A 13,546-nucleotide genomic window follows, 5' to 3' on the forward strand; every position below is an offset into this window, starting at 1 on the left:
CTATGATAATAGTGTATTTAATCGTAACAATTAAAAAAATTTTTTAATTGAACAAACCGACATTAAATACAAAAACAGATTAAATCTTACAACTTATAGACAACATAAATTTTATTGAAAGTAGACATTGCCATTAGAAATGATGGCCATCGTTGTCTAAGTCACATAAAACGAGAAAATGGGTCATTCGTATCTTGTTTTTACTTATTCGTGAATTTGTAATACATCTTACTAATGACCCTTTTGCTTATTAAGGGGATAAATTACATATAGAAAGGAATTAGTCAATGTTAAGTATTAAAAACTTATCAAAAGTTTATTCTGGAGGAAAAAAAGCAGTAGATAATATTTCTTTAGATATTGAAGCTGGGGAATTTATTGCTTTTATTGGTACAAGTGGTAGTGGTAAGACGACAGCCTTAAGAATGATAAATCGCATGATTGAATCAACAGAAGGTCAAATTAAAATAAATGGCAAAGATATTAATAAGATGAATGGCGTTGAATTGCGACGTAGTATTGGATATGTAATTCAACAAATTGGTCTTATGCCGCATATGACTATTAAAGAAAATATCGTACTCGTACCTAAGTTATTAAAGTGGTCTCAAGAGAAAAAGGATGCAAAAGCAAAAGAATTAATTAAATTAGTAGACTTACCGGAAGATTTTTTAGATAGATATCCATCTCAATTATCTGGTGGTCAGCAACAACGTATTGGTGTGGTGAGAGCATTAGCTGCCGAACAAGACATTATTTTAATGGATGAACCTTTTGGTGCACTAGACCCAATCACACGTGACACATTGCAAGATTTAGTTAAAGAATTACAACAAAAATTAGGTAAAACATTTATCTTTGTTACACATGATATGGATGAAGCGATCAAATTAGCAGATAAAATTTGTATTATGTCTGAAGGGAAAATCGTACAATTTGATACGCCAGACAATATTTTACGTAACCCTGCGAATGATTTCGTACGTGACTTCATTGGTCAAAATAGACTGATTCAAGATCGACCTAATATGAAATCAGTTGAAGAGGCAATGATTAAACCGGTAACTGTAAATGTTGATCGTACATTAAATGATGCTGTTGAAATCATGCGTGACAGACGTGTTGATACCATCTTTGTTGTTGGTGAAAAGAATCGCTTGTTAGGCTATCTCGATATTGAAGATATTAACCAAGGTTTAAGAAACAATAAAGAACTTATCGACATGATGCAACGTGATATTTACAGAGTACGTATAGATAGTAAGTTACAAGATTCAGTACGTACTATTTTGAAACGAAATGTACGAAATGTGCCTGTAGTAGACGAAGACAACCATACATTAATCGGACTCGTTACAAGAGCAAACTTAGTAGATATTGTCTATGACAGCTTATGGGGCGATTTAGATTCAGATGAAAACAAAGATGCGATTATTGAACCTGCTGATGTGGGAGCTGATAACCGATGATGGATTTTCTAGCCCAAAACGGCAGTCAGTTAGTTTCTAAAACGATAGAACACTTTTATATTTCTATCATAGCCTTACTGATTGCGATCGTAGTTGCTGTTCCTATAGGAATTTTGTTATCAAAATTAAAACGTACTTCGAATATCGTTTTAACGATTGCCGGTGTACTACAGACAATACCAACATTAGCGGTATTGGCAATTATGATTCCGATATTTGGTGTAGGTAAAACACCAGCTATCGTAGCATTATTTATCTATGTACTATTACCGATTTTAAATAATACAGTACTTGGTGTACAAAACATCGATAAAAATTTAAAAGAAGCTGGCACAAGCATGGGTATGACACGCTTCCAATTAATGAAAGATGTCGAATTACCATTAGCATTACCACTTATTTTAGGTGGCATACGGTTATCATCAGTTTACGTAATAAGTTGGGCAACATTGGCAAGTTATGTAGGTGCTGGTGGATTAGGTGACTTCGTCTTTAACGGATTAAATTTATATGATCCATTGATGATTGTTAGTGCGGCTGTGTTGGTTACAGCTTTGGCATTATTTGTAGATTTTATTCTGTCTTTAATAGAAAAATGGGCAGTTCCAAAAGGGTTAAAAGTATCTAGATAATTGAAGGAGGACATTATGAAATACGTAAAAAGCAAATTGTTTATTCTCGTCATATGTCTAGTTTTATTATCTGGATGTGGCTTACCTGGATTGGGAGATAGTAAGTCTAATGATGACGTGAAAATTACTGCAGTTGCGAATAGTGAATCTCAAATCATGGCACACATGGTGAGATTACAAATTGAACATGATACAAAAGGTAAAATACAACCAACATTAATTAATAACTTAGGTTCGAGCACCATTCAACATAGTGCATTAGTTAATGGCGATGCTAATATTTCTGGTGCACGCTACACAGGTACAGATTTGACTGGTGCTTTAAATGAAGATCCGATAAAAGATCCTAAAAAAGCGCTCAAAGTAACACAAGATGGATTCCAAAAAAAATTCCATCAAAAATTCTTTAACTCATATGGCTTTGCTAATACTTACGCATTTATGGTAACGAAAGAAACGGCTGAAAAATATAATTTAAAAACAGTATCTGATTTAAAAAAATACCGTAATCAATTACGTTTAGGTATCGATAGTTCATGGGCTAACCGTAAGGGTGACGGATATCCTGGTTTTACTAAAGATTATGGTTTTTCTTTCAAAACAGTAAGACCGATGCAAATTGGTTTAGTATACGATGCGTTACAATCTAAAAACTTAGACGTTGCAGTAGGCTATTCAACAGACGGACGTATTGCGGCTTACGACTTAAAAGTATTAAAAGATGATAGAAAATTCTTCCCACCATATGATGCGAGTGCGGTTGTAACGAATAAACTATTGAAAAAACATCCAGAAATAAAACCATCAGTTGAAAAATTAGAAAATAAAATTTCGACTAAAAAAATGCAAGAATTAAATTATAAAGCCGACGGTAAAGGTCAAGAACCAGCAGTCGTAGCAGAAGAATTTTTAAAGCAACATAATTACTTCGAAGATGATAAAAAGAAAGGTGGTCAATAATCAATGAGTGGAAATTTATTACAGCAATTAGTTGAATATTATTCTGTAAACTTTGGCTACCTATGGGAATTATTTATTAAGCATTTGTTAATGTCAGTATATGGCGTGCTTTTCGCCGCAATAGTAGGTATTCCCATTGGCATATTTATTGCTCGATATAGTAAATTATCATGGGTCATTATTTCAATAGCTAATATTATTCAAACAGTACCTGTGATTGCGATGTTAGCAATATTGATGCTTGTTATGGGATTAGGACCTACAACAGTAGTTGTTACAGTATTTTTATATGCCCTGTTACCGATTATAAAAAATACTTATACTGGAATTAGTAGTGTCGATGTCAATATTAAAGATGCCGGTAAAGGCATGGGTATGACAAAAAACCAAGTATTAAGAATGATTGAATTACCACTTTCAATGTCAGTTATTTTAGGTGGTTTGCGTATCGCACTTGTTGTTGCGATAGGTGTTGTTGCCGTAGGTTCATTTATCGGAGCGCCTACACTAGGTGATATCGTCATTCGTGGTACCAATGCCACTGACGGTACAACTTTTATACTTGCCGGTGCGATTCCGATTGCTTTAATTGCTATCATTATTGATGTTGGTTTAAGACTGTTAGAAAAACGTTTAGATCCATCAAATAAAAAAAGCAAAAAACAACCCACACCGACAACACAAGATTCAAACGCATAAGGGGAGTTGACTCATATGGCGGTTATTACGCTAAATTATAATTCGAAAACAATTGGCATGCATCAAAATATCACAATTATTTTACCTGAAGATGATAGTTATTTTGAGGCACATAAAGAAGCCAAACCATTAAAATCACTCATGTTACTACATGGTTTATCAAGTGATGAAACAACATACGTACGTTATACAAGTATCGAAAGATATGCCAATGAGCAACAATTGGCAGTCATTATGCCACGTGTTGATCATAGCGCCTACAGCAATATGGCATTTGGGCACAATTATTATGATTATATATTAGAAGTTTATGATTACGTCCACCAAATATTACCCCTATCTAAAGATAGAGATGATAATTATATTGCTGGTCATTCTATGGGTGGCTATGGCACGATTAAATTTGCATTAAACGAAGGCGACAGATTTAGTAAAGCTTGTCCATTATCTGCCGTGTTTGATGTAAATAAATTATTAGATATTGATTGGTATGACTTTTCTCCACAGGCAATAGTGGGCAATGACAAGGATATAACAGGTACCGATTTAGACGTATATCATCTTGTTGATGCAGCAATAGCGCACCAAAAAATGTTGCCTGAACTATTGATAATGTGTGGGAAAGAAGATTTTCTATATGAAGATAACAAACAATTTATTAATTATTTAGATAACCGAGGTGTGACATATCAATTCAAAGAAGACCACGGTGAACATGATTATGCATACTGGGATAAGGCGATAAAACAAGTTATTGAATGGTGTGCACAAACTAAATAAATAACAAAAGCCTATCAGCTTTGTGCTGATAGGTTTTTTTGTAAGTGAAAATTAAGTTTGACGGAGTTTAAAAATCAAAGCATGAATTTTTATTAGAAAAATACTATTATTACACCTCGTATAAATAAATTATTTAAAATTTATAATTTTAAAGTTTTTCTTTTAGCTTTTTGTTTTTCAAAGTGTTACTCTTTTTAAATGGACTTTTTTAAAGAGAAGTTAAAAAGCTTTTGTTTAACGAGTTCTGTGTAAAATTAATAGGTTACTTATTGTAATTTGAAATAGCGGTAGACTTTTTTAAAGTGTGAATGGGTGTCATGTTAAAAAGGTGTATAACTATTTTAAATCAGGACTATGTGGTAAGTAACTTTAGGAGGAAATTTGTAATGGATACATCTCGAACCTTTAAAGGAGATAATCGACTTCTTTTAGGTATATTTTTAGCAGTTATTACTTTTTGGTTATTCGCCCAATCATTAGTAAATATCGTCCCTGATTTACAAAAATCATATTATACGAATGACGGTATTATTAGTACTGCAGTTAGCTTAACAGCCTTATTATGCGGATTGTTTGTCGTTGGTACTGGTGGTTTAGCAGACCGGTACGGTAGAATGAAAATGATGTATATAGGTTTAGTGCTTAATATTTTAGGTTCAATATTAATAGTAATACCAGGTAATGGGCTAGCTACATTGTTAGTTATCGGTAGAGGTGTACAAGGATTATCTGCAGCCTTTATTATGCCTGCTACTTTAGCGGTAATTAATGAATATTATATTGGTAAAGATCGTCAGAGAGCATTGACGTATTGGTCAATAGCATCGTGGGGCGGTAGTGGCATAACTTCATTTTTCGGTGGCATTATGGCTACCTATTTCGGATGGCGTTCAATATTTATTATATCAATTATTGTCACAATCATTGCAATGATTTTAATTAAACATACGCCTGAAACAAGGGCGCCATTAACGCAAAAAGCTAAAAATGCTAAATTTGATTTTAGTGGCTTAGTGATATTAATTATTGCGATGTTAAGTATTAATTTAATTATTACACAATCATCACATTTTGGTATAACTTCACCATTAATTTTAAGTTTAATTGCGTTGTTTATTATTGCTATCATTGCCTTTGTAACAGTCGAACGAAAACGCGTTAACCCACTCATTGATTTTAGAGTTTTTAAACATAAAGGATACAGTGGCGCAACAATCTCTAACTTCATGCTTAATGCAGTTGCAGGTACACTAATTGTAGCAAACACGTATTTCCAATCTGGATTACATTTCACTTCATTCCAATCTGGTGCAATGTCTATCACTTATTTAGTTTCGGTGTTAATTATGATTCCGGTTGGTGAAAAAATAATGCAAGCTATCGGGCCTAAAAAACCTATGCTATGGGGAGCTGCATTAAATGCACTTGGAATAATCTTAATTTCCTTTACTTTCTTATCATCTATGTTATATATCGTAATATGTATCATTGGCTATTTACTGTATGGTATAGGATTAGGAATATATGCAACTCCTTCAACGGATACAGCCGTTACGACAGCGCCAGAAGATAAAGTAGGCGTGGCCTCAGGTATTTATAAAATGGCATCTTCACTAGGCAATTCATTTGGTGTGGCAATTTCTGCCACAGTATTTAGTGTCATGACAGCACATTATAATGTACATCTTGGTGCTATGTATGGATTCTTCTTTGATGCGTTATTAGCTATATTAGGATTTGTTGCAGTCTTAGTCTTTGTACCAAAAAACCAAAGTAATATATAAATTATAAAGAGTTTAAGTAATAAATATAAGTTTCAACTGTTAATGTTGTTGTTATTTTTATATTGCTTAAACTCTTTTTGCTTTTATTTGCTATATGATTAAAGAAAATATTATACTCGTATAAAAGCGTTCTCAAAGGGGTGAATGAAGCTATGGGATTACTATGGCAAACATATGAGGATAGGGAACAATTATTAAAAGAACTGGTTAATCAAGAAACGATTACCAATTCATCAGGAGAGTTAAAGTTTCCTAAACTAGTAGAGCAAAAATTAATGAAATTGGACTATTTTCAGCAACATCATGAACATATTGCATTAACTAAGACAGAAGATAATAAGGAACTTGTTACTGCACTTTACAAAGGACCGACAGCTACTAAAACTGTAGTCTTAATAAGCCACTTTGATACAGTGGGGATTGATGATTTTACTACGTATAAAGATGCGGCATGTAATCCGGATAAATTAGCACAACTTTTTACTGAAAATAGAGGTAATTTGAGCGATGCCGCAGTTGAGGATTTACAATCAGGTGATTATTTATTTGGACGAGGCATCATGGATATGAAAGCAGGACTAATGTTACATTTATCATTACTTGAAAAAGCGAGTATTGAACAATGGGATGTCAACTTATTACTTGTTACTGTTCCAGATGAAGAGGTTAACTCCTCAGGTATGCGTAAAGCAGTGGAAGTCATCGAACAATACCAACAAGATTTTAAACTTGATATTGCATTACATTTAAATAGTGAGCCTACGTTTCAACAAGAATCAGGTGATCCAAGCCATTCCATTTACAGTGGCTCTATAGGGAAAATAATGCCTGGCGTGTTATGTTATGGTATCGAAACACATGTTGGCAATCCATTGAGTGGTTTAAGTTCAAATTATATGAATAGTTATATTACACAAGCAATTGAATATAATCGCCAATTCAAGGAACAGTATGAAGGTGAGTTTACACCAGTACCAGTAGCAATAGTAAATAAAGATATTAAAGAAACATATGATGTGCAAACACCATTTAGAACGTTTGCTTTATATAATATGTTCTTATTCAATAAAACACCACAAGCTTTATATCGCCAGTTTTTAGATGTGGTTATTAAAGCAGTAGAACGTTGCGAGAGTGATTGGTTGAATATTTTAGAACAAGAAAATTTACAGTTTGATTCGAAAATTAATGTACTTACATATGATCAATTAAAACAATATGCGGTTGAACAATATGGTCAAGATTATATTGAGAACCTTATTAATGAGGTGTTACAAAATACACCTGAGTTACATTTGCAAAGCGTCAACATAGCGGATGAATTAATGAAAATCTGTCGCGATATTACACCGGCTGTAGTAACTTTTTTTGCACCACCATATTATCCGGCTGTCAATTCTTCACAAGAACCCATCGTCAATGATATTATCAACACAGTTATAGAAATTAATAATAACCAGTTTAAACGCGCAACACATCGTATTAATTATTTTAATGGTATTAGTGATTCAAGTTATTTAAACCTAAATACTAATATAGAAAAAATGGAAGTATACGCAGACAATACACCAAGTTTTAATCATACCTATCATATTCCATTTGATACGATTAAAAATATTAGCGCACCAGTTATATTATGTGGCCCAAGAGGTAATGATGCCCATAAAGTAAGTGAGCGTTTAAACAAGACGAGCGCTTTTACAGAATTGCCTATTGTTTTGGCAGCAATTATAAAACAATATTTCTGTAAATAGTTGTGCAAAAAATATTATTTAAGTTATATTTATTATTAGATGAATTTATGGAGTGTTGAATATGGTTAATGCATACAAAGACTTTTGGAAAAGGTATGTAGATTTTACTAATAAATCTAACAGACAAGAATTTTGGATACCTGTATTAACGCATATAATAATTATTTTTGTCATAGCTATTATCGGAATGGCCGCATTTATAGCAGGTTCTTTAGTTGTCGGCGCAATATTGTCTGCACTTGTTGGCATTTTTGTATTGGCTAATATTATTCCAATGATTGCTATAACGATGCGTAGATTTTATGATGCGGGACGCAAAAGAATGACGGCGTTAATATTAATTATTTTATCACTTGTCTTAGATGTTTCTTTTGATATAGTGCAAGTGAATGGTGTAGCTATATTTTTAAATGTAGTGACATTTATTTGTACTATTATATTAGTAGTAATTGCCTTGCTTCCATCAAAGCATGTAGCAGAAAATGAACTAAAATGGCTATAATAATAAATATAGCAAAATAAAAGCACCGTAACTCACTGTACTAGTGGGCTATGGTGCTTTTATTAGTTGTCATGTTCAGTGCGATAATAGTCCATTCTAATTTCTTGATAAGTCTTACCAAAGAATACAGGCGCAGTATTTTGTGTTTTTTTGAAGCCTACTTGTTCGTAAAAATTAATAGCATTGTCATTCTCTTCAACTACCCACAATGTGACGTTGTCTGGATATGATAATTCGAGGGCACGTTGCGTTAATGCGAAGCCAATCATATGACTTTGGTATTCTTCGAGTAAATATAGTGCGAATATTTCACTCCAGTCATCATTATCATTTTGTTCTTTAGTTTTTCCAAATGAAATAAAACCAACTACTTCATTATTGATAATTGCAACAAGTGTAGGTGCATTTTGAGAAGAAGACTTTTGTATAAATTGATGTCGATCAAGATTTTCTAAATAGTTATCTACTGAGAGTGGTGTATAGGTTTCCATCCAACTTTCATAGTGGACTATGGCTTTTCCTTGTTTGTCTTCTTCACGCATTTCTCTAATCGTAAACTCCATGACCAGACCCTCCTCGTTCGTTAAATTGATACAATTATAGCACTTTTAAATGAATATAAAAATTAAAAGAACTGTAATTAAAGTTTATAAAAACGCTACTAATTTAAATATAAAAACCTCTACTATGTAATTTGAAAATGTTAAAAGTTTCATAGTAGAGGTGTATTAAATATTAGTGCGATGACATGACGATTTCATTATAGTTAATATTTTCGCGAATTTGAGATGCTACCTTATCATCGACTTTTTGTTGCTCAATTAATTGATCTAAAAATTGTCGTTGTAAATAGAGTCCTTCTAATTTTTGAGCTGAAGTTTGAGTTGGAATGAGCCCTTTTTTAATTTTACTTTTGTTTCTAATACTAGATAAACGTTGCTGATACTTGTTTAGTACAATGCTAACTTCTAAGTAATTATCCTCATTTTGCTCTTGTTTCAAACGTTTGATAATTTGATGGTTAATCGTACGTATAACGTTCATAACTTCTTGATAATGAGACTTGAATTGTTCGATTTCATTATCATCGCTATGACGTTTAGCTCGGAAACGTAAAATTAATATTTTGAGCACAGTTTTAATTTTATGTGTGCTTGAAGCTTCCCTAAATTGGCGCGTGTTTTCAAGCAATGCGCGATAGTTAAGTAATGTTTGTCTATCTAGCTTATCTTGATCTATTAACTGTTCTAAAGTAGCTGTTTCTACTTGACTCGCAATATTTTCTAAACGTTGTACTTCTTGACTGTTTTTATTATCAGGATCTAAATTTAATAAGAAGAATAACTCCTCATAATAATCAGATAGAATGGCTTGGTAATTTTGATTGTTTTGTTCTTTAGATAATTTTTTAAAGTGAAAAATGACTTTTTGTACGATATAGACTTTTGCCGTTTGATAACTCATAGATGTCGAAATAGATTTACTTTCTGATGGGGTGATTAGTGGTAGTACAATTTGGGCTAAGACTAAACTAATTAACACCATGAGTGACGCTATAAAGAGTAAATCGTTTTTGTAATGAAATGGTGTATGATTCGCTAACAATGTAGGTAAAGTCAATGCCATCGAGAGCGAAATTGTACCGTGAATACCGCACATGGTCATTGTAAATGCATATTGAAGCCGATTAACTGGTCGCTCTTCACCATCATCTAAATAAGATTGAATATTGTTTGGGTAATAAAATACTTTATATAAAGCAAAGACCCAAATAAAACGGAACGCATAGATAGCCAATGCTATAAGTAGCGTAGTGATTATTAAAAATGAAATATTGTCTCGTTCATGAGCAATAATTTCTGAAACTACTTTAGGAATGATATAACCTAATACAACAAAGACGAAACCGTTTAGTGCATAACTTAAAGTATTCCATATTTGATTGTAGTTCATTTGTAATTCGGTTTGTGCACGAATTAAACGGTCACGTTCAAAGCCGTGTATCAAACCAGCGATAACAACTGCGATAATGCCTGATGCATGAAATTGTTCTGCTATTAAATATGTAGCAAAAGGTGTTAATAATTGAATGAAAATAAGCGTATTACTATCTTTTAAAGATTTAGTAGTCGTTAAGTATATTCTCAATCGTATAATTGCAAAACCAATAATTAAACCTATGAGTACACCTAATATAGTTGAGATAACAAATTGTTCCACTGCATGAATAGCAGAGAATGCACCTGTAACTAAAGCCGTCACAGCGATTTTAAATGATATAATACCTGCAGCATCATTTAGTAAGGATTCTCCTTCTAAAATCGTAATTGACCCTTTAGGTAAGATTTTCCCTTTAGTAATTGCTTGTACGGCAACTGCATCGGTAGGGCATAATATTGCGGCGATAGCAAAGGCTGCTGGCATAGGTAAGTTTGGCCAAATCCAATGTATGAAAAAGCCGACGCCGATAACAGTAGCAAAAACTAAAGCCATTGCCATTAAAATAATCGGTTTACGGTATTCTAATAATTTAGTACGTGAAACATGTGTACCTTCTACAAATAATAACGGAGCGATAACTGCCATCATAAATACTTCAGAATTAAATTCGAAGTGTACGGGTATAGGTAGAATAAATAAACAAACGCCTAGAGCTATTTGAATAAAAGCCATTGGAATCTTTTCGAATTTATTATGTATAACTGAACTAACGATAACGGCCATTATAAAAATTAAAAAAGCTTCTAATAATAACATAAGTACTCCTTTTCTAGTTTTAGTACTATTTATTTTATCATGATGAACGTAAGAATAAACACAATAAAGTCTATTATAATTAAATTGAAAATTAATGTAGTTATCATGTGATAATAGGCTAATTAATAATAAAAATAATGCTGATATGTCATAATTAATAAGATATCGACAATAGAAGAGGGATTGAAATGAAAATAGGTGTAATAGCTGATTTACATATCGATAGAGGGAATAAGTATTCACCTGAAGACTTTGAATATTACGTGATAAAAACCGCTCAAAACAAAGGTATAGAATTATTGCTTATAGCAGGAGACATTTCAAATAATTATCAAATAACTGCAAATTATATAAAGAAAATTAAGCAGTCGCTGAACGTCCCAGTATTATTTATTCCTGGTAATCATGATTTTTGGACGAATGATACTGATAGATCATCTTTAGAAATTTTAGATTTTTATTTGAATATGGATGAATGCTTAATTGATAGACCTTATTATATCAATGATGAATGGGCGATTGTCGGTAATACAGCTTGGTATGATTATAGCTATGGCGATAGTAAATTTTCTGCGGAACGCTTAGCACAACGTAAATATTATGGTGCCACATGGCAAGATAAAGAAAAAATTGATTGGCCGTTGAATGACCAATCGATGTCCGAGTTAGCACTAAAACAAACCGAGAAAGATCTAGCTAAAGTAAAAGATAAGAAAATAATATTGATGACACATATTGTTACGCATAATCAATTTATTGTACCGACGCCACATCGTATTTTTGACTATTTTAATGCGTTTATAGGTACATCGAAGTTTAATAAGTTATATAACACATATCCAATTAAGTACAGCATTATGGGCCATGTACACTTTAGAAAAAGAGTAGAAGAAGCGGGCATTACTTATATTTGCCCTTGTTTAGGATATGAACGACAATGGCGTACAAAGGATTTGCAGACTGAACTTGAAAATACACTTGTGACTATTATGGTATAAATTTAATAGTTAGTTGTTTTTCAAATAAAAGCTCATTTTACCTGGCGCATTATAACTTGTTTCCATTTTGTCTTTACTAATTTTTAATATTTGTCGACGTGTTGGTATGATTGCGGGTAGATAAATTTTTTGGGAAACGTTTAACCATAATGGGTCAATATAATAGTAGTTTGACTCATCATAACCTACTAACACAGTTGTATGGATATTAGAGACTAATTTGGTTGGCATGTTATCAAGTTTAAATACGCGTGATACTGGTTTTTGACCTAAAACAGTATGGTATATGACTACAGGTTGGCCTTGATCTATTACTTTGGTTAATTCAGTTAATGATTGACCCGTGCTATCTATAATGTCAGTATCATATTTTTTTAAGTAGGGGACGATAGCACTGGGAAATATTGTCTGATGGTGGCCTAATTTGATAGAAAAATGATGACCGACATATCCCTTATGTGGATTGTTATCATGTTTAGGCCAATGACGCATCAATTTTAAAGGTGAAATGTTGATATGGTTATGTCTTAAAATCATTGAGGCGCAGACACCTTCACATCCCATTATAATTGGAACAGGACTTAATTGGCTTAGTGGTTTGACATTGAGTAATTTTTGCATAATTTAGGCACTCCATTATTGTGTGAATAATTTCTTATAAATATTATAGCGCTTATAATATGAAAGTGATTGTAAAATGCTTTATAACAGGAATTAAGCATTATACTTTTTAAGTGAAAAGATGATAATGGTGAACTATCATGTAGAAGAAAAATTGAGCCTTATAGTATCCGGATACTTACGTGAATATGAATCTGGTATATAAGCACCAGAGCATATCTTTCGTTTTTGGTTAAATTTCAATGAGGGTAATAACGGTCAATATTTAATGGGATTAAAAAATAATCAATTAAATGGACTAGTAAGGTTATATACCACGTTAATCTGGAAGCATGGACTATTTGATAGGTGTATCAGTAAATAAAGCAATCGTGAAAGTACCGGCGTCAATTTATCTAGCTATGGAAGAAATTCATCAGCAAGTACGACCTAAATTGGATGTTACTTTAAAAAATGGTCCTTTCTTTGAATTGTATTGCTCAGAAGATACAGAAAATGATAATTATGTAACTGAATTATGTTTTCCAATTGAATGACAAATAAGCGCCGAATATCAAACTTTGATATCCGGCGCTTATTAATTAATCTGC

13 protein-coding genes are annotated in these 13,546 nt (G+C 32.6%); 10 read left to right on the top strand and 3 right to left on the bottom strand.

All coding sequences use genetic code 11. The annotated features are described in order from the left end of the window. Positions 1 to 287: 287 nt before the first annotated feature. The 8 genes from RPL90_RS02730 (at position 288) to RPL90_RS02765 (ending at position 8,580) form a co-directional block, all read left to right on the top strand. Positions 288 to 1,469: a betaine/proline/choline family ABC transporter ATP-binding protein gene (locus RPL90_RS02730; RefSeq protein ID WP_313543509.1), complete on the top strand. Its 1,182-nt coding sequence runs from the start codon at positions 288 to 290 to the stop codon at positions 1,467 to 1,469. Continuing rightward, a complete protein-coding gene (locus RPL90_RS02735) occupies positions 1,466 to 2,101 on the top strand; it encodes an ABC transporter permease (RefSeq protein ID WP_103294949.1) in 636 nt (211 codons plus the stop codon). The genes RPL90_RS02730 and RPL90_RS02735 overlap by 4 nt, the downstream gene beginning before the upstream one ends. Positions 2,102 to 2,116: 15 nt before the next feature. Then, on the top strand, positions 2,117 to 3,061 hold the full coding sequence (locus RPL90_RS02740) for an osmoprotectant ABC transporter substrate-binding protein (RefSeq protein ID WP_313543567.1): 945 nt from the start codon (positions 2,117 to 2,119) through the stop codon (positions 3,059 to 3,061). A gap of 3 nt (positions 3,062 to 3,064) precedes the next feature. After that, on the top strand, positions 3,065 to 3,760 hold the full coding sequence (locus RPL90_RS02745) for an ABC transporter permease (RefSeq protein WP_313543610.1): 696 nt from the start codon (positions 3,065 to 3,067) through the stop codon (positions 3,758 to 3,760). Between the two features lie 15 nt (positions 3,761 to 3,775). Continuing rightward, on the top strand, positions 3,776 to 4,540 hold the full coding sequence (locus tag RPL90_RS02750) for an alpha/beta hydrolase (protein WP_313543626.1): 765 nt from the start codon (positions 3,776 to 3,778) through the stop codon (positions 4,538 to 4,540). A 386-nt stretch (positions 4,541 to 4,926) separates the two neighbouring features. Further along, on the top strand, positions 4,927 to 6,324 hold the full coding sequence (locus tag RPL90_RS02755) for an MFS transporter (protein WP_313543649.1): 1,398 nt from the start codon (positions 4,927 to 4,929) through the stop codon (positions 6,322 to 6,324). A 152-nt stretch (positions 6,325 to 6,476) separates the two neighbouring features. Further along, positions 6,477 to 8,078 carry a M20/M25/M40 family metallo-hydrolase gene (locus tag RPL90_RS02760; RefSeq protein ID WP_313543666.1) on the top strand — a complete coding sequence of 534 codons (1,602 nt, stop codon included), beginning with the start codon at positions 6,477 to 6,479 and terminating at the stop codon, positions 8,076 to 8,078. A 61-nt stretch (positions 8,079 to 8,139) separates the two neighbouring features. Then, complete coding sequence (locus RPL90_RS02765; RefSeq protein ID WP_313543682.1) at positions 8,140 to 8,580, top strand: DUF805 domain-containing protein; 441 nt, start codon at positions 8,140 to 8,142, stop codon at positions 8,578 to 8,580. 62 nt (positions 8,581 to 8,642) lie between these two features. Here RPL90_RS02765 and RPL90_RS02770 read toward each other — a convergent pair whose 3' ends face one another. Continuing rightward, positions 8,643 to 9,143 carry a GNAT family N-acetyltransferase gene (locus tag RPL90_RS02770; protein ID WP_313543697.1) on the bottom strand — a complete coding sequence of 167 codons (501 nt, stop codon included), beginning with the start codon at positions 9,141 to 9,143 and terminating at the stop codon, positions 8,643 to 8,645. Positions 9,144 to 9,315: 172 nt separating this feature from the next. Beyond that, positions 9,316 to 11,337, bottom strand: coding sequence for a cation:proton antiporter domain-containing protein (locus RPL90_RS02775; RefSeq protein WP_313543711.1), 2,022 nt, complete (start codon positions 11,335 to 11,337; stop codon positions 9,316 to 9,318). Positions 11,338 to 11,525: 188 nt separating this feature from the next. Here RPL90_RS02775 and RPL90_RS02780 point away from each other — a divergent pair, with 188 nt between their 5' ends. Next, on the top strand, positions 11,526 to 12,335 hold the full coding sequence (locus RPL90_RS02780; protein WP_313543727.1) for a metallophosphoesterase: 810 nt from the start codon (positions 11,526 to 11,528) through the stop codon (positions 12,333 to 12,335). A gap of 9 nt (positions 12,336 to 12,344) precedes the next feature. Here RPL90_RS02780 and RPL90_RS02785 read toward each other — a convergent pair whose 3' ends face one another. Next, positions 12,345 to 12,959: a C39 family peptidase gene (locus RPL90_RS02785; RefSeq protein WP_313543767.1), complete on the bottom strand. Its 615-nt coding sequence runs from the start codon at positions 12,957 to 12,959 to the stop codon at positions 12,345 to 12,347. Between the two features lie 329 nt (positions 12,960 to 13,288). Here RPL90_RS02785 and RPL90_RS02790 point away from each other — a divergent pair, with 329 nt between their 5' ends. Beyond that, on the top strand, positions 13,289 to 13,492 hold the full coding sequence (locus RPL90_RS02790) for a GyrI-like domain-containing protein (protein ID WP_313543741.1): 204 nt from the start codon (positions 13,289 to 13,291) through the stop codon (positions 13,490 to 13,492). The last annotated feature ends 54 nt before the right edge of the window (positions 13,493 to 13,546 follow it).

This window comes from Staphylococcus kloosii (assembly GCF_032139365.1).
In the GTDB taxonomy this organism is placed as follows: domain Bacteria; phylum Bacillota; class Bacilli; order Staphylococcales; family Staphylococcaceae; genus Staphylococcus; species Staphylococcus kloosii_A.

Bases quoted from the DNA above. Each gene is read 5' to 3' on its own strand.
- RPL90_RS02730 (WP_313543509.1), top strand. From the start codon at position 288: ATGTTAAGTATTAAAAACTTATCAAAAGTTTATTCTGGAGGAAAAAAA.
- RPL90_RS02735 (WP_103294949.1), top strand. From the start codon at position 1,466: ATGATGGATTTTCTAGCCCAAAACGGCAGTCAGTTAGTTTCTAAAACG.
- RPL90_RS02740 (WP_313543567.1), top strand. From the start codon at position 2,117: ATGAAATACGTAAAAAGCAAATTGTTTATTCTCGTCATATGTCTAGTT.
- RPL90_RS02745 (WP_313543610.1), top strand. From the start codon at position 3,065: ATGAGTGGAAATTTATTACAGCAATTAGTTGAATATTATTCTGTAAAC.
- RPL90_RS02750 (WP_313543626.1), top strand. From the start codon at position 3,776: ATGGCGGTTATTACGCTAAATTATAATTCGAAAACAATTGGCATGCAT.
- RPL90_RS02755 (WP_313543649.1), top strand. From the start codon at position 4,927: ATGGATACATCTCGAACCTTTAAAGGAGATAATCGACTTCTTTTAGGT.
- RPL90_RS02760 (WP_313543666.1), top strand. From the start codon at position 6,477: ATGGGATTACTATGGCAAACATATGAGGATAGGGAACAATTATTAAAA.
- RPL90_RS02765 (WP_313543682.1), top strand. From the start codon at position 8,140: ATGGTTAATGCATACAAAGACTTTTGGAAAAGGTATGTAGATTTTACT.
- RPL90_RS02770 (WP_313543697.1), bottom strand. From the start codon at position 9,143: ATGGAGTTTACGATTAGAGAAATGCGTGAAGAAGACAAACAAGGAAAA.
- RPL90_RS02775 (WP_313543711.1), bottom strand. From the start codon at position 11,337: ATGTTATTATTAGAAGCTTTTTTAATTTTTATAATGGCCGTTATCGTT.
- RPL90_RS02780 (WP_313543727.1), top strand. From the start codon at position 11,526: ATGAAAATAGGTGTAATAGCTGATTTACATATCGATAGAGGGAATAAG.
- RPL90_RS02790 (WP_313543741.1), top strand. From the start codon at position 13,289: ATGGACTATTTGATAGGTGTATCAGTAAATAAAGCAATCGTGAAAGTA.